Raw genomic sequence first — 19851 nt, forward strand, 5'->3', positions numbered from 1 at the left:
AATTGTCACGGACGACACATGCGGCCTGCGACCCGCGGCACTTCGCTAAGCTGAAAACACAGGCGTCGCCGAGCGCCGGCAGGCAGCGCTTCGACGCCGCCGCGGCCGGCTCGAGAGTCGGACGCACTCCCCTCTTTTCGAAAGGGCACCACGTGTCGGAACTGGTTTGGGATGAGATCGATCGGCGCGCGGTGGACACCGCTCGCGTGCTGGCCGCGGATGCCGTGGAGAAGGTGGGCAACGGACACCCCGGCACGGCGATGAGCCTGGCGCCGGCCGCGTACCTGCTCTACCAGCGCGTCCTGCGCCACGATCCCTCGGACACGCACTGGATCGGCCGCGACCGCTTCATCCTCTCCGCGGGACACTCGTCGCTGACCCAGTACGTCCAGCTCTATCTCGGCGGTTTCGGACTCGAGCTGTCCGACCTGGAATCCCTCCGCACGTGGGGCTCCTTGACCCCCGGACACCCCGAGTACGGGCACACGAAGGGCGTCGAGATCACCACGGGCCCGCTCGGTCAGGGTCTGTCCTCGGCCGTGGGCTTCGCCTACGCGGCCCGCTACGAGCGCGGCCTGTTCGACCCCGAGGCGGCCGCCGGCACGAGCCCGTTCGATCACTTCGTGTACGTGATCGCGGGCGACGGCGACCTCCAGGAAGGTGTCACGAGTGAGGCCTCGAGCCTGGCCGGACACCAGAACCTCGGAAACCTCATCGCCATCTACGACTCGAACCAGATCTCCATCGAGGACGACACCAACGTCGCCTTCACGGAAGACGTCGCGGCGCGTTACGAGGCCTACGGCTGGCAGGTGCAGACGGTCGACTGGAAGAAGTCCGGCGAGTACGTCGAGGACGTCGCCGAACTGTACGCGGCCATCGAAGCCGCGAAGGGCGAGACCGAGAAGCCGTCGCTCATCATCCTCAAGACGATCATCGGCTGGCCCTCGCCCGGCAAGCAGAACAGCGGCAAGATCCACGGCTCCGCCCTCGGCGCCGAGGAGCTCGCGGCGACCAAGAAGGTGCTCGGCTTCGACCCGGAGGCCTCGTTCGTCGTCGCCGACGACGTCATCGCCCACACCCGCGCTCTGAAGGACCGGGCCGCCGAGGCGCGTGCGGCCTGGCAGGCCGACTTCGATGCGTGGGCGGCCGCGAACCCCGAGCGCAAGAGCCTGCTCGACCGCCTCGAGGCCGGCGAGCTGCCCGCCGATGTCTCCGTCCCGGAGTTCACGCCCGGTAAGGACGTGTCCACGCGTGCGGCATCCGGCCAGGTCATCAACGCGCTCGCCGCGCAGTTGCCCGAGCTCTGGGGTGGTTCTGCCGATCTCGCCGAGTCCAACCTCACCACGATCAAGGACGCCAAGTCGTTCATCCCCGCGGAATGGTCCACCCACGAGTGGTCGGGCGACCCCTACGGTCGTGTGCTGCACTTCGGCATCCGCGAGCACGCGATGGGTGCGATCGTCAACGGCATCAAGCTGCACGGTCCGACGCGTCCGTTCGGCGGCACCTTCCTCATCTTCAGCGACTACATGCGCCCGCCGGTGCGTCTGGCCGCTCTGATGGACATCCCGTCGATCTTCGTGTGGACGCACGACTCGGTCGCCCTCGGCGAGGACGGACCCACGCATCAGCCGATCGAGCAGCTGTCGACGCTGCGCCTCATCCCGAACTTCACCGTGGTGCGCCCGGCGGATGCGAACGAGACATCCGCGGCCTGGCTGGAGATCGTCCGTCGCACGAGCGGCGGCCCGGTCGGCATCGCGTTGACGCGTCAGAACATCCCTGTGTTCCCCCGCGGCGAGGCGGGCTTCGCGACCGCCGACGGGGTCGCCAAGGGTGCCTACGTCCTCATCGACGCCGAGGGCGGGGAGCCGGATGTGATCCTCATCGCGACCGGCTCCGAGGTGCAGCTCGCGGTCGCCGCGCGCGAGACGCTCGCCGGCGAGGGTATCAAGGCCCGCGTCGTGTCGGCGCCGTCGCTCGAGTGGTTCGCCGAGCAGGATGCCGCCTACCGCGAGAGCGTGCTGCCGGCGGCCGTCACGGCACGCGTGTCGGTGGAGGCCGGCTCGACCCCGCTCTGGCGCGGGATCGTGGGCGACAGCGGCCGCACGGTCGGCATCGATCACTTCGGCGCGTCCGCCGATTACAAGACCCTGTTCGAGAAGTTCGGTATCACCACCGATGCGGTCGTGGAAGCGGCCCGCGCAACCGTCAAGGAGAACGCATGAGCACCCCCACTTCGGGCTCGACCCCGACCCAGCAGCTCGTCGACGCCGGCGTCAGCATCTGGCTCGACGACCTCTCCCGCGCGCGCATCGCTTCGGGGAACCTCGCCGACCTGATCTCGTCGCGCAACGTCTCGGGCGTCACGACGAACCCGTCGATCTTCCAGGCTGCGATCGGCAACCAGAACGACGACTCGTACGACGCCCCCCTGGCCGCCCTGGCCGAGAGCGGCGCCGATGTCGACTCCGCGATCTTCGAGCTCACGACCACCGACGTGCGCGACGCCGCAGACATCTTCCGCGGTGTGTTCGACGCCACGGGCGGCGTCGACGGGCGCGTGTCGATCGAGGTCTCCCCCGACCTCGCCCACGACACCGACGCGACCATCGCCGAGGCCGAGAAGCTGTGGGCCAAGGTCGATCGACCCAACACCCTCATCAAGATTCCCGCCACCAAGGCCGGGCTCCCCGCGATCACCGCGGTCATCGGTGCGGGCATCTCGGTCAACGTGACGCTGATCTTCTCGCTCGAGCGCTACGCCGAGGTCATCGACGCCTACCTGGCAGGCCTCGAGCAGGCACGGGCGGCCGGCCACGACCTGTCCGGCATCCACTCCGTCGCCTCGTTCTTCGTCTCGCGCGTGGACACCGAGGTCGACAAGCGTCTGTCGGCTTTCCAGAACGAGGATGCCGAGGCGCTCAAGAGCCGTGCGGGGCTGGCGAACGCGCGTCTGGCGTACGAACTCTTCGAGCAGCGGTTCGCGACCCCGCGCGCTCAGGAGCTCATCTCCGCCGGTGCGAACGTGCAGCGTCCGCTGTGGGCATCGACCGGCGTGAAGGACCCTGCGCTGCCCGACACGCTCTACGTCACCGAGCTCGTCGCGCCCGGCACCGTCAACACGATGCCGGAGAAGACGCTCGAAGCCACCTTCGACCACGGTGTCATCACCGGCGACACCGTCACCGGTGCCTACGATGACGCACACCTGGTCTTCTCTCAGCTCGCGGAACTCGGCGTCGACATCACCGATGTCACCCAGACGCTCGAGGACGAGGGTGTCGCGAAGTTCATCGCATCGTGGCAGGACCTCAAGAAGACCGTCGCCGAGGCGCTGGCGAAGGCCCCGGAGACCAGCCGGTGAGTTTCGAGATCCACGTCTCGGGTCACGTCAAGCAGGTCGTCGACCAGACCGTTCCTGGTCTGGTCGACAGCCTGGTCGCCAGCGGTATCACCGCCGGCGACCCCGACCTGTGGGGACCCGAGGCGGCATCCGAGGCGGCCGTCCGCCTCGGATGGGTGGACGCGGTCAGCGTGTCACGGCCCCTCGTCGACGAGATCCTTGCGTTGCGCGCAGATCTCGTCGCACGGGGCCTCACCCGCGTCGTGCTCGCGGGGATGGGAGGCTCATCCCTCGCGCCGGAGGTCATCACACGCACGGCAGGTGTACCGCTGGTGATCCTCGACTCGACCGACCCGGCGCAGGTCCTGGCCGCGATCGACGGGGATGCCGAGTCCGGCAGTCTCGCGCAGACGGTTCTCGTCGTCGCATCGAAGTCGGGCTCGACCATCGAGACCGATTCTGCGCAGCGCGCCTTCGCGGCCGCCTGGTCGGATCTCGGCATCGATCCGTCCGAGCGCATCGTCGTGGTCACCGATCCGGGATCCCCGCTCGAGCAGTCCGCCCGCGAGGCCGGCTACCGCGTGTTCACCGCCGACCCGAACGTGGGGGGACGCTATTCGGCGCTCACGGCCTTCGGGCTGGTGCCCTCGGGGCTCGCGGGCGTGGACATCGCTGAGCTCCTGGACGAGGCGGAGGCGACGCTTCTGGAGGTCGCCATCGACGACCCCCGCAACCCCGCGCTCACCCTCGCCGCGGCCATCGCCGGTGGCGACCCGCGGCGCGACAAGCTGGGCCTGATCAGCGACGGCACGCACATCGTGGGCCTGCCCGACTGGATCGAGCAGCTCGCGGCGGAGTCGACGGGCAAGCACGGCACCGGCATCCTTCCCGTGGTGCTGCTGCCGCTGTCCCCGGAGGTCGATCGGACTCCGGCGGACATGCAGCTCGTACGCCTGGTGGACGACGCGGTGCATTTCCGGCTCATCGAGCAGCACCCCAACGAAGTACTCGTCAGCGGTTCGCTGGGCGCTCAGTTCGTCGTCTGGGAGTACGCGACGGCCATCGCGGGACGCATGCTGGGTATCAATCCGTTCGACCAGCCCGACGTCGAGTCTGCCAAGGCCGCCGCTCGCGCGCTGCTCGATTCTCGCCCCGCCCTCAGCGACCCCGCCTTCACAGCGAACGGCGTCGAGGTGCGCGTGTCCGATCCCGAGCTGGCCGCGTCCGGCACACTCGCCGGAGTGCTGGACGCCCTGTGGGCTCGTCTCGGTCCCGACGGCTACGTCGCCGTGCAGGCCTACGCCGATCGCACCTCGGTGCCTCAGCTTTCCGGCATCCGCGAACTCATCGCCGCCGACACGGGCCGCCCGACGACGTTCGGCTGGGGTCCCCGCTTCCTGCACTCGACAGGGCAGTTCCACAAGGGCGGACCGGCCAGCGGCGTGTTCTTGCAGATCATCGGAGCCGGAGAGGTCGATCTGGAAATACCCGGTCGCCCGTTCACGTTCCGTCAGTTGATCACCGCTCAGGCGGCCGGCGACGCGGATGTGCTCGTCGCGCACGGACGACCCGTGGTCACCCTCACCCTGACCGACCCTCAGGTCGAGGTGCTTTCCCTGTTCGAGGCCGCGCAGTAGCGCGACCAGGAGGAGTCTTTCTCGATGACTGCCGAGATCTCGCGCGACCACAATCCGTTGCGCGATCCCGATGACCGCCGCCTCAACCGCATCGCCGGTCCCAGCGCGCTGGTGATCTTCGGCGTGACAGGCGATCTGTCGCGCAAGAAGCTGATGCCGGCCGTGTACGACCTCGCCAACCGGGGACTTCTGCCTCCCGGTTTCGCCCTCGTGGGCTTCGCGCGTCGCGACTGGGAGGATCAGGACTTCGCGAACGTCGTCCACGATGCCGTCCGTCAGTACGCGCGCACGCCGTTCCGCGAGGAGACGTGGAAGCAGCTGCTGCAGGGCATCCGCTTCGTGTCGGGCGAGTTCGGCGATGACGACGCGTTCCGCCGTCTGCGCGAGACGGTGGAGAAGCTCGACGTCGAACGGGGAACGATGGGAAACCACGCGTTCTACCTGTCGATCCCGCCGCGCGATTTCCCAATCGTGGCCAAGCAGCTGAAGGCGTCCGGACTGGTCGACGACAAGTCGAACAACCCGGATGCGTGGCGTCGGGTGGTCATCGAGAAGCCGTTCGGCAGCGACCTGCAGACGGCTCGCGAACTCAACGCCACACTCGAGGTCGCCTTCCCGGCCGACTCGATCTTCCGCATCGACCACTACCTCGGCAAGGAGACGGTGCAGAACATCCTCGCACTGCGCTTCGCGAACGAGTTGTACGAGCCGCTGTGGAACGCCAATTACGTCGATCACGTGCAGATCACGATGGCCGAGGACATCGGTGTCGGCGGACGCGCGGGCTACTACGACGGAATCGGCGCGGCACGCGACGTGATCCAGAACCACCTTCTCCAGCTGCTCGCACTGACCGCGATGGAGGAGCCCATCTCGATGGACGCGAAGGACCTGCGGGCCGAGAAGGAGAAGGTCCTGGCGGCGGTTCGCCTGCCCGATGACCTGTCCACGGCCACGGCGCGCGGCCAGTACGGCGGCGGCTGGCAGGGCGGCGAGAAGGTCACGGGCTTCCTCGAAGAAGACGGCATGAACCCGGAGTCGACGACCGAGACGTACGCGGCCGTGAAGCTCGAGATCGCGACGCGACGCTGGGCGGGCGTGCCCTTCTACCTGCGCACCGGCAAACGCTTGGGACGACGGGTGACGGAGATCGCCGTCGTGTTCAAGCGCGCACCGCAGCTGCTGTTCCAGCGCAACCAGACGCTCGAGCTCGGACAGAACGCGCTCGTGATCCGCGTGCAGCCCGACGAAGGTGTGACGATCCGATTCGGCTCGAAGGTGCCCGGTGCGGGCAACGAGGTGCGCGACGTCACGATGGACTTCGGCTACGGCCACGCGTTCACCGAGTCGAGCCCCGAAGCTTACGAACGCCTCATCCTCGACGTGCTGCTGGGCGACCCGCCGCTGTTTCCCCGTCACGAGGAGGTCGAGCTCTCGTGGAAGATCCTCGACCCCATCGAGGAGTACTGGAGCGCCCAGGGCGGACCGCTCGAACAATACTCCCCCGGCTCGTGGGGTCCTCCCTCGGCCGATGAACTTCTGGCCCGCGACGGCCGCGTCTGGAGGCGTCCATGATCGTCGACCTGCCCGACACCACGGTGTCGAAGATCGCGCGTTCGCTCGTGAGCGTGCGCGAGGAGGGCGGCGCCGTCGCCCTCGGTCGTGTGCTGACCCTGGTGATCGTCACGACCCACGGCCTGCACGAGGAAGCGATCGAGGCTGCCAACGACGCCTCTCGTGAGCACCCGATGCGCGTCATCGTGCTCATCGCGAATCCCGAAGGCGATGCCAAGCTCGACGCGCAGATCCGCGTCGGAGGCGACGCCGGCGCCAGCGAGGTCGTGGTGCTGCGCGCGCAGGGCGACGTCGCAACCAATCAGGAGGGCCTCGTGACCGGGCTCCTGCTGCCGGACGCCCCCGTCATCGCGTGGTGGCCCGACTTCCCTCCCACCGAGCCCGCGGCATCCGACATCGGCCGCATGGCGCAGCGCCGCATCACCGACGCGTCGACGAAGCCCTACGCCAAGGATCGCCTCTCGCGTCTCGGGCCGTCGTACGAGCCCGGCGACACCGACCTCGCGTGGACACGCCTGACGCACTGGCGGGAGCAGTTGGCGGCGGTGCTCGACCAGCCGCCCTACGAGCCGGTGACGGGCGTCGAGGTGGTCGGAGCCGGCAGCTCGCCCTCGACCGGTCTGCTCGCCGCATGGCTGCGACTCAAGCTCGACGTGCCGGTCACCTGGCGCTACTCGCCCCCGGAGGAATGGGAGCACGGCATCCAGAAGGTGCGGCTGACGCGTGCGAGCGGCGACATCGTGCTCGAGCGGACGAACGACATCGACGCCACGCTCACGCAGCCCGGACAGCCCTCGCACGACATCGTCCTCCCCCGCCGGACACTGCGCGAATGCCTCGCGGAAGAACTGCGCAGGCTCGATCCGGACCTCCTGTATGGTCGAGTGATCACGGAGGGCTGGGAGCTTCTCGGCCCGGCGACCACGAGCGAGTCCTAGGAGTTCCGATGGCGCAGATGTGGACCGAGAAGCGCGTCGTGATCAGCCCTGACGCGCCGACGCTGGCGGCGGCGGTCGCCGAACGCCTGCTGTCCCGTCTCGCCCGTCGATCGGCCGCAGGCAAGACGACCCACATCGCTCTGGCGGGCGGCCAGATCGGCACTGCGGTGCTACGCGCCGCCGGCGACAGCCCTCGGCGTGCCGACATCGACTGGTCGCTCGTGCACATCTGGTGGGGCGACGAGGTGTTCACGACGCCGGACGACGTCGATCGCCACGACAGCGCCGCCCGCGCCGCGCTCTTGGACCGGGTCGCGCTGCCGGCGAGCAACATCCACGCGATCGCGGCCAGTGACGTCGCCGCCGATCCGGATGCCGCCGCGGCCGCGTACGCCGACGATCTGTCGCGCTTCGGCACGCCGGAGCAGGCGTGGCCGGAGTTCTACGTCTGCTTCCTCGGCGTCGGCTCCGATGGACACGTCGCGTCGCTCTTCCCCGATCGGGTCGAGATCCAGCTGACGGACCGTACGGTGGTCGCCGTTCGTGACGCCCCGAAGCCGCCCCCCGTGCGCGTCACGATGACCCGCCCGGTGATCAACTCGGCGCGCTGCGTCTGGCTCGTCGTCTCTGGTACCGACAAGGCCGCCGCCCTCGGCCTGGCCCTGGCCGGCGCCAGCTATGAGACGGTGCCGGCCGCAGGCGCAAAGGGCCGCAAGAAGACGATGTTCTTCGTCGACGAGGCCGCCGCGGCGAACGTGCCGGCGGAGCTCATCGACCAAGACTTCTGATCGACGCCGCTATCACGCCAGAAGCCCTCGTACGAAACGATCGTTCGTCGCACGAGGGCTTCTTCGTCGGCCGTGAGGCCAGTGAAACTCAGGCTTGGCCGCGGCGTTCGCGCAGCTGCTGCAGTGCATCGTCGAGGAGGGCGTCGGCCTCTTCGTCGGTGCGGCGCTCCTTCACGTAAGCCAGGTGTGTCTTGTAGGGTTCCGTCTTCGCGAGCGCGGGGGGATTGTCCTTGTCGCGTCCCGCCGGCAGACCCGAGTGCGGCGAATCGATGACGTCGGGGATCTCCTCCTCCGCGATACCCGCGGCGAAGTAGCGGACGGTCTCGTTGCCCAGCGCATCCCAGTACGACACGGCGATGCGGTCGGCGTGATGGCCGTGATCCTGCTCGCCCATGGGTCCGGCACCCACTCGGGTGCCACGAATCGCGTTTCCGCCGGTTGCCATCAGAGCCCCTGGAATTTGGTGATGAGTCCGAGCGCGACGATCGCGACGAACCAGACGAGTGCGAGGACGACCGTGAAACGGTTGAGGTTGCGTTCCGCGAGACCCGACGATCCGAGCGCTGAACTCATGCCGCCGCCGAACATGTCGGACAGACCGCCACCGCGCCCCTTGTGCAGGAGGATCAGGAGGGTCAGCAGGAGGCTGGTGATGCCCAGCACCACCTGCAGTACGAACTCGAGGATATCCACAGTCGAAAATGCCTTTCGCGGCGCCCGCGTCATCGAGCGCACAAAGGTCGAGTATACCGACGTTTCGGCTCGCACCCGCGGTGCTGCTCAACGACCGGGCCTTGGATCCCGGTCGTTGAGCGAGCGAAGCGAGTCAACCGCAGGCCGACGCGCGCGGAACCGCAGCGTGTCAGACGCCGACGTGCTTCTGGTAGCGGATGATGGCGGCGAACTCGTCGGCCACCAGGCTCGCGCCGCCGACGAGCGCGCCGTCGACATCGGGCTCACGCATGAAGCTGGCGATGTTGCCCGACTTCACCGAACCGCCGTAGAGCACACGGGTACGCGCCGCGGCGTCCGCACCGAGAGTCTCGGAGAGCACCTCGCGCAGGGCCGTGCATACCTCCTGAGCCTGCTCGGGAGAGGCCACCTGACCGGTGCCGATGGCCCAGACGGGCTCGTAAGCGACCACGATGTCCGCGTCGGCTGCGACTCCGGCGAGAGCCGCCTGCAGCTGAGCGACCGAGACCGCCGTGGGCCCCGACTGTTCGCGCTGCTCCAGCGTCTCGCCGACGCAGATCACCGGGACCAGGCCGTGCCGCAGCGCGGCCTGGACCTTGTCGGCGACGATCGCGTCGGACTCGTGGTGGTAGTCACGACGCTCGGAGTGACCGATGATCACGTAGCGGCAGGCCAGCTTGCTCAGGAAGGCTCCCGAGACCTCGCCGGTGTACGCGCCGCTGTCGTGCGTCGACAGGTCCTGCGCCCCGAGTGCGAAGGGGATCTTGTCGGCGTCCAGCAGCGTCTGGACGGTGCGCAGATCGGTGAACGGCGGGAAGACGGCCACCTCGACCGAGCCCTCGTCGTGCCCGGCATCCTTGAGCGTCCAGTGCAGCTTCTGCACGAAGGCGACCGCCTGCAGGTGGTCGAGGTTCATCTTCCAGTTGCCGGCGATGAGCGGTGTGCGCGACATCAGGCCTCCCATCCCAGGATCTCCAGCCCGGGGAGCTTCTTGCCCTCCAGGAACTCCAGGCTCGCGCCACCACCGGTCGAGATGTGACCGAACTGGTCGTCCGCGAAACCGAGCTGACGAACGGCTGCCGCCGAGTCACCGCCACCGACGACCGACAGACCGTCGACCTCGGTGAGCGCCTGCGCGACCGTCTTCGTCCCGGCCGCGAAGGCCGGCATCTCGAACACACCCATCGGGCCGTTCCAGAACACCGTCTTCGCGCCGCGAATCGCGTCGGCGAAGATCTCCGCCGTACGCGGACCGATGTCCAGACCCATGCCGTCGGCGCCGAAGGGAGTGTCCTCCAGCGCGTCGGCGGCGGCGACGACGTGATCGGCGTCGGCGGCGAAGCCGGATGCCATGACCGCGTCGACGGGGAGGATCAGCTCGACCCCGCGCGCCGCGGCATCCGCGATGTAGCCCTTGACGGTCTCGATCTGGTCGGTCTCGAGGAGGCTCTTGCCCACCGAGTGGCCCTGAGCGGCCAGGAAGGTGAAGAGCATGCCGCCGCCGACGAGGATCTTGTCCGCGCGAGGCAGCAGATGGGCGATGACACCCAGCTTGTCGCTCACCTTCGACCCGCCGAGGACGACGGCGTAGGGACGCTCGGGGTTCTCCGTGAGGCGATCGAGGACGTCGACCTCCTTCTCGATCAGATAACCCGCGGCCGACGGCAGAAGCTCGGCGAGGTCGTAGACCGACGCCTGCTTGCGGTGCACGACGCCGAAGCCATCGGAGACGAGCACATCGCCGAGGTCGGCCAGCTGCTCCGCGAAAGCGCGACGCTCGGCGTCGTCCTTCGCGGTCTCACCGGCGTTGAAGCGCAGGTTCTCGATGACGGTCACATCGCCGTCCTCGAGGGCCGCGACGGCCTCCTGCGCGGACTCCCCCACCGTGTCGCGGGCGAAGACGACGGGCTTGCCGAGCAGCTCGGAGAGGCGCTGAGCGACCGGCTCGAGGCTGTACTTCGGATCGGGCGCGCCGTCCGGGCGTCCGAGGTGGGAGCACGCGATGACGCGCGCGCCCTGGTTGATGAGCTCGTTGAGGGTCGGAAGAGCCGCCCGGATACGGCCATCGTCCGTGATGACGCCGTCCTTCAGAGGGACGTTGAAGTCAACACGGACGATGACACGCTTACCGGCCAGCGACCCGAGGGATGCAAGGGTGCGCAAAGCCATGGTGAAACCTCAGAGCTTGTCGGCGACGAGCTCGGTGAGGTCGACGAGGCGGTTCGAGTAGCCCCACTCGTTGTCGTACCAGGACGACACCTTCACGAGGTTGCCGGAGACATTCGTCTGACCCGCGTCGAAGACCGACGAGTGGGGGTCGAGCTGGATGTCGCTGGAGACGATGGCGTCCTCGTTGTACTTGAGGTAGCCGACGAGCTCACCCTCCGCCGCAGCCTTCTTGTACGCCGCGTTGATGACCTCGGCCGTGAGGCCCTCGGTCGGGGTGATGATCGTGAGGTCGACGATCGAGCCGGTGGGAACGGGCACGCGGTACGACGAACCGCTCAGCTTGCCGTTGAGCTCGGGCAGCACGAGACCGATCGCCTTGGCCGCACCGGTGGAGGCCGGGACGATGTTGATCGCGGCGGCGCGGGCGCGGTGCAGGTCGCTGTGCGGGCCGTCCTGCAGGTTCTGGTCGGCCGTGTAGGCGTGCGCCGTCATCATGAAGCCGCGCTCGATGCCGAAGTTGTCGTTGAAGACCTTGGCGAGGGGGGCGAGGCAGTTCGTGGTGCAGGAGGCGTTGGAGATGATGTTCATCGTCGCCGAGTCGTACTCGCCGTCGTTGACGCCCATGACGAAGGTGCCGTCGACGTCGGTGCCGGGAGCGGAGATGATGACCTTCTTGGCACCGCCTTCGATGTGCTTCTTCGCGTCGGCGGCCTTGGTGAAGCGACCGGTCGACTCGATGACGATGTCGACACCGAGCTCGCCCCACGGGAGGTTGGCCGGGTCGCGCTCTTCGAAGACCTTGATGGACTTGCCGTTGACGGTGATGGAGTCGGCGTCGTACGAGACCTCGGCGTCGAGGCGGCCGCCGACGGAGTCGTACTTCAGCAGGTGGGCGAGGGTCTTGTTGTCGGTGAGGTCGTTCACCGCCACGATGTCGAGGTCAGCTCCCTGCTCGAGCGCGGCACGGAGGAAGTTGCGGCCGATACGGCCGAAGCCGTTGATTCCGATCTTGACAGACACGTTGTCTCCCGGTTCATGTCGCGACGGCGACGGCGTTTCACCGCGCCACTCGCGAACTTGGTGTGTGAAGGAAAAAGGATGCCGGGTCACCGCCCGTCGCCGGGAGGGACCCGGCATCCTCACCTGGTCTTGAGACTACTACTTGAGCAGTCCGGCCGTCTTCTCGCGCGCCGTCGAAAAGCGCTCGGCGACGTTGCCCCAGTTGGCGATGTTCCAGACCGCCTTCACGTAGTCCGCCTTGACGTTGAGGTAGTCGAGGTAGAACGCGTGCTCCCACATGTCGAGCTGGAAGATCGGAACGGTGCCCTGAGCGGTGTTCGACTGCTGGTCGAACAGCTGCTGGATGATGAGCTGCTCGCCGATCGGGTCCCAGCTCAGCACGGCCCAGCCCGAGCCCTGGATGCCGGTCGCGGCAGCCGTGAAGTGCGCCTGGAACTTGTCGAAGCCGCCGAAGAACTCGTCGATGGCCGCCTTCAGCTCGCCCTCGGGCTGTCCGCCGCCGCCGTCGGTGGCCGGCGCGAGGTTGGTCCAGAAGATCGAGTGGTTGACGTGCCCGCCGAGGTTGAACGCGAGGTCCTTCTCGAGCTTGTTGACATTGGCGAGGTTGCCGCTCTCGCGGGCCTCGGCGAGCTGCTCGAGCGCGGTGTTCGCGCCGGTCACGTACGCCTGGTGGTGCTTGTCGTGATGAAGCTCCATGATCTTGCCGCTGATGTGCGGCTCAAGAGCTGCGAAGTCGTAGGGGAGGTCGGGCAGCGTGTAGATCGCCATGTTCTCTTCTTCCTGTCGTCGGCGCCGCAACTGCGCTGCGGCGATGGGACATTGCCATCCTATTGAGGTGCAACGCGAGGGCGAGGGGGTTGTTCCCTCTGAGAACGAGATGTAACGGCCTCCGACGACCTCAGTCCTCGAGACCCTCCGGTACCGCCGCATCGGTGCCGGGGATGCCGTCGGCGACGGCCTTCTTGTCGGCCATGGCGAGCAGCCGTCGGATGCGGCCGGCGACGGCATCCTTGGTCAACGGCGGATCGGCGTGGTGGCCGAGCTCGTCGAGGCTGGCGTCGCGGTGCGAGAGGCGCAGTTCGCCGGCTTCGCGCAGGTGATCGGGAACCTCCTCGCCGAGGATCTCCAGGGCGCGTTCGACGCGCGCGCATGCCGCGACGGCCGCCTGGGCCGAGCGACGCAAGTTGGCATCGTCGAAGTTGACGAGGCGGTTGACGCCGGCGCGCACCTCACGACGCTGCCGCATCTCCTCCCAGGCCTGAGCCGTGCGCACCGCACCCATCTCGGCGAGGGCGACGCGGATGGCCTCGCCATCGCGAACGACGACCCGGGGCACCCCGCGCACCTCGCGGGCCTTGGCGGCGATGCCGATCCGATGGCCGGCGCCCACGAGCGCCATGGCCGCCTCGCCGGACGGGCAGGAGATCTCCAGCGCCGCCGACCGACCGGGGTCGGACAGCGTACCGCTCGCAAGGAACGCACCGCGCCAGACCGCGGCGAGATCGTGGCGGGCGCCGGTGGTGAGCTTGTTCGGGAGCCCACGCACCGGACGGCGACGCGCATCGAGCAGACCGGTCTGACGCGCGAGCGTCTCGCCGCCTTCGATGACGCGGACGGCGAAGTGGCCGCCGGCGCGTCCGCCGGACGCCTGGACGCGGTGCAGCTCCGGGCGCACCCCGTAGATCTCCATGATGTCGCGGGCGACACGACGCGCAAGCGGGTCGGTCTCCAGTTCGGCCTCGACGGCGACGCGCCCGGCGATCGAGTGCAATCCACCGGAGAAGCGGAGGATGGCGGTGAGTTCGGCCACCCGCGCCGTGGGACGAGGGTCGCGCACCGCGGCCAGCTCTGACTTCACGTCAACGGTTGGCGACACAGCGATCCTTCGTTCGGGGGGTGCGGGACAAAGGGATAGCCTACTCGCGACCGAGGTCGCGATGCTTCACACGAACGGCGACACCGGGGATCTCTGCCAGCCGGTCGGCGAGTTCCCGCGCGGTGACCACCGAACGGTGCTTGCCCCCGGTGCAGCCGACCGCCAGCACGGAATGACGCTTGTTCTCACGCTGATAGCCCGCCAGCACGGGGTGCAGAGCCTGGGCGTACGCGTCGATGAACTCGCGCGCGCCCTCTTGAGCCAGGACGAAGTCGCGCACGGGTTCTTCTTCACCCGTGTGTCCCTTCAACTCGGGGATCCAATACGGGTTCGGCAGAAAACGCATGTCGGCGACGAGATCGACGTCGGTCGGCAGACCGTATTTGAAGCCGAAGCTCATCACCGTGAGGGTGTGGCGCGCCTCTCCCGCGTCGCTGAAGAGGTCGACGACGCGCGAGGCGAGCTGATGGATGTTCATCTCACTCGTGTCGATGATGACGTCGGCGCTCTCGCGGATCACCCGGAGGCGATCGCGCTCGCGCAGGATGCCATCGAGGATCGTGCCCTCGCCCTGCAACGGATGCGGCCGCCGCACAGACTCGAACCGTCGCACGAGCACATCGTCTCCGGCGTCGAGGAACAGCACGCGCAGCTGGCGTCCCGCCCGCAGCGCATTGGTGACCGCCGGCAGCGCCTGAAAGAGATCGCGGCCGCGGACATCGACGACTGCGGCGAGCTTGGGAAGCGCTCCCCCGGCCATCTCGGTGAGTTCGAGGAGATGCCCGAGCATCTGCGGCGGCAGATTGTCGACGACGTACCACCCCAGGTCCTCGAGGGCGTTGGCCGCCGTGGTGCGCCCCGCTCCTGACATCCCCGTGACGATGAGCACCTCGCCGGCGCGCTGCTCGTCGGTCACGTGCTCTCCCTGGGTGTTCGAAAGCCGGTGCGGATGACCACAGCCTAGCGATTTGCGAGGCGCTGCTCGATCGCGGCCGCCAGTTTGGGGCCGATTCCGGGCAGCGCCGTCATCTCGTCCGCGGACGCATTGCTGAGCGCGGCGACGGAGCCGAAGTGCCGTAGCAGGGCCTTGATCCGTGCATCACCGAGACCCGGGACCTCACCCAGCACGGTGGAGATGTCGCGCTTGCGGCGCTTTCGTTGATGGGTGATCGCGAAGCGGTGCGCTTCGTCGCGCAGGCGCTGGATCAGGTAGAGCGCCTCTGAGGTGCGGGGAAGGATCACCGGGAAGTCCTCCCCCGGCAGCCAGATCTCCTCCAAGCGCTTGGCGATGCCGCACAGTGCGATCTCGGCGTGCCCGGCATCCTCGAGGGCGCGTGCGGCAGCCGCGACCTGTGGCGCACCGCCGTCGACGACCAGCAGCTGCGGACGGTATGCGAACCGCGGTCGTTTGCGCTCGGTGACCACCGGCGACTCGCCATCGGCAGGATCGACCGCCGCCGCCGCCGTTTCCGCAGCGGCGGCAGCGGCCTCGTCGCGGTCGACGTGGGCCAGGCGACGCGTCAGCACCTGATAGAGCGAGTCGGTGTCGTCGGTCGTCTCCGCGATGCTGAAGGAGCGGTACTGATCCTTGCGCGGCAGCCCGTCTTCGAAGACCACCATGGAGGCCACGACGTTGGTTCCCGACAGATGCGACACGTCGTAGCATTCGATCCGCAGCGGCGCCTCGTCCATGCCGAGGGCGAGTTGCAGGTCGGTGAGAGCTTTCGTGCGCGACGTGTAGTCGGAGGTGCGGCGCGTCTTGTGCAGCAAGAGCGCCTGCTGCGCGTTGACGGTGGCGGTGCGCATCAGGTCGGCCTTGCGCCCGCGTTGGGCGACCTGCAGGCTCACGCGCTTGCCGCGCCGCTCCTGCAGCCACTGCTCCAGCTCCGCGGCATCATCCGGCAGGCGCGGCACCAGGACCTGGCGAGGGATGTCGGATGACTCAGCGTCACCGTACGTGCGCTGGAGCACCTGATCCACCAAGTCGGCGGAGGAGATGTCGAGCTCCTTGTCGATGGTCGTCGCACGGACACCACGTACGCGACCGCCCCGGACGACGAAATGCTGCACCGCCGCCGAGAGTTCGTCCTCCGCGATGCCGAACAGATCGGCATCCGTGTCCTCGGCCAGCACCAGAGAACTCCGACTGAGCACCGCATCGATCGCCTGCAGCCTGTCGCGGTAGACCGCGGCCGATTCGTAGTCCATCGCCGCCGCCGCCTCGCGCATGCGCGCGGTGAGGTCACGCGCGAAGCGCTGGTCTCCGCCCGCCATGAAAGCGACGAAGTCGTCGACGATGGCGCGGTGCTCCTCGATCGTGACCTTCATCGAACACGGTCCGCCGCATCGACCGATCTGTCCCGGAAAGCACGGCCGTCCGGTCGCCATGGCCTTCTTGTACGACGCGTCGGAGCAGGTGCGGATGGGGAAGACCTTGATCATCAGGTCGATCGTGTCGTGCACCGCCCACACCTTCGGGTACGGGCCGAAATAGCGCGCTCCGGGAATGCGCCGATTGCGGGTCACGATGACGCGCGGCGCCTCGTCGGCCAAGGTGATCGCCATGTAGGGGTAGGACTTGTCGTCCTTGTAGCGCACGTTGAACGGCGGCGAGAACTCTTGGATCCACATGTACTCCAGCTGCAGCGACTCGACATCGCTGCCGACCACCGTCCACTCCACGGATGCCGCCGTGAGCACCATCCGGCGGGTGCGCTCGTGCAGGGTGTGCAGCGGCGCGAAGTAGTTGGACAACCGGGCGCGCAGATTCTTGGCCTTGCCGACGTAGAGGACGCGGCCGTCCGCGTCGCGGAAGCGGTAGACCCCGGGCTGCGTGGGGATCTCCCCCGGCTTCGGCTTGTAAGGAAGCGCGTCGGCCATCGTCAGCCGGCCTTCCGCACCGGCCCCCGCGCCGTCGCTGTCGCGTCAGACGGCCCTGCCGCGAGGATCTCGGCCAGGAAGGCGCCGGTGTGGCTCTCTTCGACGCGCGCCACCTGCTCGGGCGTCCCCGTCGCGACGATGCGGCCGCCGCCCGAACCACCCTCGGGCCCCAGGTCGATGATCCAGTCGGCCGACTTGATCACGTCGAGATTGTGCTCGATGACAACGACCGTGTTCCCCTTGTCGACGAGGCCGCCCAGCACTTTCAGCAGCAGAGACACGTCTTCGAAGTGCAGCCCGGTCGTGGGCTCGTCGAGCACGTAGATGCTGCGCCCATTCGAGCGGCGCTGCAGCTCGGTCGCGAGCTTGACGCGCTGAGCCTCGCCGCCGGAGAGCGTCGTCGCCGACTGTCCGAGTCGGACATACCCGAGCCCGACGTCGACGAGGGTCTTCAGGAAGCGGTGGATCGCTTGGATCGGCTCGAAGAAGTCGGCCGCCTCGGAGATCGGCATCTCCAGCACCTCGGCGATGTTCTTGCCCTTGTAGTGCACGGCGAGCGTGTCACGGTTGTAGCGCTTGCCGTGACAGACCTCGCAGTCGACGTAGACGTCGGGCAGGAAGTTCATCTCGATCTTGATCGTGCCGTCGCCCGAGCAGGCCTCGCAACGGCCGCCCTTGACGTTGAAGCTGAACCGACCCGGCTGATAGCCGCGCACCTTCGCCTCGGGCGTCTCGCTGAACAGGGTGCGGATGCGATCGAACACGCCCGTGTAGGTCGCGGGGTTGGATCGCGGTGTCCGCCCGATCGGGGCCTGATCGACGTGCACGACCTTGTCGAGGTTGTCGAGGCCGGTGATTCGGGTGTGCTTGCCCGCCACGCGGCGCGCTCCGTTGAGCTTGGTCGCGAGGACTTCGTAGAGGATGCCGTTGACCAGAGTCGACTTGCCCGAGCCGCTGACGCCCGTCACGGCGGTGAGCACCCCGAGGGGGAATTCGGCGGTGACGTTCTGCAGGTTGTTCTCGCGGGCGCCGACGACGGTCAGCATGCGCTTCTTGTCGATCTTGCGCCGCTTCTTGGGTGCCTCGATCGACCGCCGCCCGCTGAGGTAGGCGCCCGTCAACGAGCGCTCTTCCTCGAGCAGCGACGACAGCGGACCCGAATGCACGACTTCGCCTCCGTCGACACCCGCGCGGGGCCCGATGTCGACGATCCAGTCCGACGCCTGCACGGTCTCCTCGTCGTGCTCGACGACGATGAGGGTGTTGCCCAGATCCTTCAGCCGGACGAGGGTCTCGATCAGCCGGCGGTTGTCTCGCTGGTGCAGCCCGATAGAGGGTTCGTCGAGCACGTACAGCACGCCCGTCAGCCCGGAGCCGATCTGCGTCGCGAGCCGGATGCGCTGGGCCTCCCCGCCGGAGAGCGAGCCCGCGGAGCGTCCGAGGCTCAGATAGTTGAGTCCGACCTGCACGAGGAAGTCCAAGCGCGCGCGGATCTCCCTGAGGACGGCAGCGGCGATCTTGGCTTCGCGGTCGGTCAGCTCGAGCTGCGCGAAGTACTGCTGCGCGTCGGCCAGACTCATGCGCGACGCATCGGCGATCGAATGGTCGTGCACCAGGACGGCCAGCACCTCGGGCTTCAGACGGTCGCCGTGGCACACGGGACACGGGACCTCACGAAGGTACTCCGCCCATCGCTGGCGCTGCGCGTCGGTCTCGGCCTGGGTGTACTGACGCTCGATGTAGGGCACGACCCCCTCGAACCCGGACGAGTAGCGCATCTCCCGGCCGTAGCGGTTGCGCCACTTCACCGTGACCTTGTAGTTCTCGCCGCGAAGGATCGCATCCTGGACGTCGGTGGACAGGTCCCGCCACGGTGTGTCGAGCGAGAAGTCGAGGTCATCGGCCAGGCCCACCAGGAGGCGCTCGTAATACTGGTACAGCCCCTTGCCCTGTGTCGTCCATGGGATGATGACGCCGTCGTTGATCGACAGCTCTTCATCGCCCAGCATCAGCTCGACATCGACCGACATCCGCGTGCCCAGACCGGAACAGGTGGGGCACGCGCCGAAGGGAGCGTTGAACGAGAAGGTACGCGGCTCGATTTCGGTCAGCTGCAGCGGATGCCCGTTCGGACAGGCGAGCTTCTCGCTGAAACTCACCCACGCGTCGTCGCCTTCTTCGTCGACGAAGTTGATCTGCACGATGCCGTCGGCGAGGCCGAGCGCGGTCTCGACCGAGTCGGTGACGCGGCCGAGGATGTCGCCACTTGCCACGAGCCGGTCGACCACGACCGCGATGTCATGCTTGTAGCTCTTCTTGAGCGTCGGGGGCTCCGCGAGCTGAATCAGGTCGCCGTCCACGACCGCGCGGGCGTATCCCTTGGCCGACAGCTCCTTGAAGAGGTCGACGAACTCGCCCTTCTTCTGCGTCACGACCGGGGCCACGATCTGATAGCGCGTGCGCTCGGGCAGCTCCATGAGCTGATCGGCGATCTGCTGCACGGTCTGCCGCTGGATCTGGGCGCCGCACTCGGGACAGTGCGGAACACCGATACGCGCCCACAGCAGACGCATGTAGTCGTGGATCTCGGTGATGGTGCCGACCGTCGAACGCGGGTTGCGGTTCGTCGACTTCTGATCGATCGAGACGGCGGGACTCAACCCCTCGATGAAGTCGACGTCCGGGCGGTCGACCTGACCGAGGAACTGGCGCGCGTACGCGCTCAGCGACTCCACGTAACGACGCTGACCTTCGGCGAAGATCGTGTCGAAAGCGAGGCTGGACTTGCCCGAACCGGAGAGGCCGGTGAAGACGACGAGGGAGTCGCGCGGGATGTCGAGATCCACGTTCTTGAGGTTGTGGACGCGGGCTCCGCGCACGCTGAGTTTCGACGAGGCAACAGGGACGATGGGCACCGGACAAGTCT

General features: G+C 67.8%; 16 protein-coding genes. 6 read left to right on the top strand and 10 right to left on the bottom strand.

Features of this window, described 5'->3' with window-relative positions:
- Positions 1–152: 152 nt before the first annotated feature.
- The 6 genes from tkt to pgl are packed head-to-tail and all read left to right on the top strand — an operon-like array spanning position 153 to position 8287.
- The gene (gene tkt, locus CEP17_RS06140; RefSeq protein ID WP_112931627.1) at positions 153–2231 is read left to right on the top strand and encodes a transketolase; all 2079 of its coding nucleotides are present in this window, start codon (positions 153–155) and stop codon (positions 2229–2231) included.
- A complete protein-coding gene (gene tal / locus CEP17_RS06145) occupies positions 2228–3370 on the top strand; it encodes a transaldolase (protein WP_112931628.1) in 1143 nt (380 codons plus the stop codon). The genes tkt and tal overlap by 4 nt, the downstream gene beginning before the upstream one ends.
- Entirely contained in the window at positions 3367–4986 is a 1620-nt protein-coding gene (locus CEP17_RS06150) for a glucose-6-phosphate isomerase (RefSeq protein ID WP_112931629.1), read from the top strand. Before tal ends, CEP17_RS06150 begins: the two co-directional genes overlap by 4 nt.
- A 24-nt stretch (positions 4987–5010) precedes the next feature.
- Positions 5011–6561, top strand: coding sequence for a glucose-6-phosphate dehydrogenase (gene zwf, locus CEP17_RS06155; protein ID WP_112931630.1), 1551 nt, complete (start codon positions 5011–5013; stop codon positions 6559–6561).
- A complete protein-coding gene (locus tag CEP17_RS06160; RefSeq protein WP_039416105.1) occupies positions 6558–7499 on the top strand; it encodes a glucose-6-phosphate dehydrogenase assembly protein OpcA in 942 nt (313 codons plus the stop codon). Before zwf ends, CEP17_RS06160 begins: the two co-directional genes overlap by 4 nt.
- A gap of 8 nt (positions 7500–7507) precedes the next feature.
- Entirely contained in the window at positions 7508–8287 is a 780-nt protein-coding gene (gene pgl, locus CEP17_RS06165) for a 6-phosphogluconolactonase (RefSeq protein ID WP_112931631.1), read from the top strand.
- An 88-nt stretch (positions 8288–8375) separates the two neighbouring features.
- On the opposite strand, the gene CEP17_RS06170 is transcribed toward pgl, so the two are convergent.
- From CEP17_RS06170 to uvrA, 10 genes are all read right to left on the bottom strand, one after another.
- Entirely contained in the window at positions 8376–8732 is a 357-nt protein-coding gene (locus tag CEP17_RS06170) for an RNA polymerase-binding protein RbpA (protein WP_036287901.1), read from the bottom strand.
- Positions 8732–8980, bottom strand: a complete 249-nt coding sequence (gene secG / locus CEP17_RS06175) for a preprotein translocase subunit SecG (RefSeq protein ID WP_036283588.1) — start codon at positions 8978–8980, stop codon at positions 8732–8734. The genes CEP17_RS06170 and secG overlap by 1 nt, the downstream gene beginning before the upstream one ends.
- 169 nt (positions 8981–9149) lie before the next feature.
- On the bottom strand, positions 9150–9932 hold the full coding sequence (gene tpiA, locus CEP17_RS06180) for a triose-phosphate isomerase (RefSeq protein ID WP_082013795.1): 783 nt from the start codon (positions 9930–9932) through the stop codon (positions 9150–9152).
- Complete coding sequence (locus CEP17_RS06185; RefSeq protein ID WP_112931632.1) at positions 9932–11149, bottom strand: phosphoglycerate kinase; 1218 nt, start codon at positions 11147–11149, stop codon at positions 9932–9934. Before CEP17_RS06185 ends, tpiA begins: the two co-directional genes overlap by 1 nt.
- Before the next feature lie 9 nt (positions 11150–11158).
- Entirely contained in the window at positions 11159–12169 is a 1011-nt protein-coding gene (gene gap, locus CEP17_RS06190) for a type I glyceraldehyde-3-phosphate dehydrogenase (protein WP_036321523.1), read from the bottom strand.
- 138 nt (positions 12170–12307) lie between these two features.
- A complete protein-coding gene (locus CEP17_RS06195; protein WP_036287922.1) occupies positions 12308–12937 on the bottom strand; it encodes a superoxide dismutase in 630 nt (209 codons plus the stop codon).
- Positions 12938–13067: 130 nt separating this feature from the next.
- Positions 13068–14045: a DNA-binding protein WhiA gene (gene whiA, locus CEP17_RS06200; RefSeq protein ID WP_036287924.1), complete on the bottom strand. Its 978-nt coding sequence runs from the start codon at positions 14043–14045 to the stop codon at positions 13068–13070.
- Between the two features lie 40 nt (positions 14046–14085).
- Entirely contained in the window at positions 14086–14961 is an 876-nt protein-coding gene (rapZ, locus tag CEP17_RS06205; protein ID WP_036321514.1) for an RNase adapter RapZ, read from the bottom strand.
- A gap of 44 nt (positions 14962–15005) precedes the next feature.
- On the bottom strand, positions 15006–16925 hold the full coding sequence (gene uvrC / locus CEP17_RS06210; protein WP_112931633.1) for an excinuclease ABC subunit UvrC: 1920 nt from the start codon (positions 16923–16925) through the stop codon (positions 15006–15008).
- A 2-nt stretch (positions 16926–16927) separates the two neighbouring features.
- Positions 16928–19840 (bottom strand): excinuclease ABC subunit UvrA, encoded by a 2913-nt coding sequence (uvrA, locus tag CEP17_RS06215; protein WP_112931634.1) that lies wholly within the window; start codon positions 19838–19840, stop codon positions 16928–16930.
- Between the last annotated feature and the right edge of the window lie 11 nt (positions 19841–19851).

This window comes from Microbacterium sp. PM5, assembly GCF_003293595.1.
Lineage (GTDB): Bacteria > Actinomycetota > Actinomycetes > Actinomycetales > Microbacteriaceae > Microbacterium.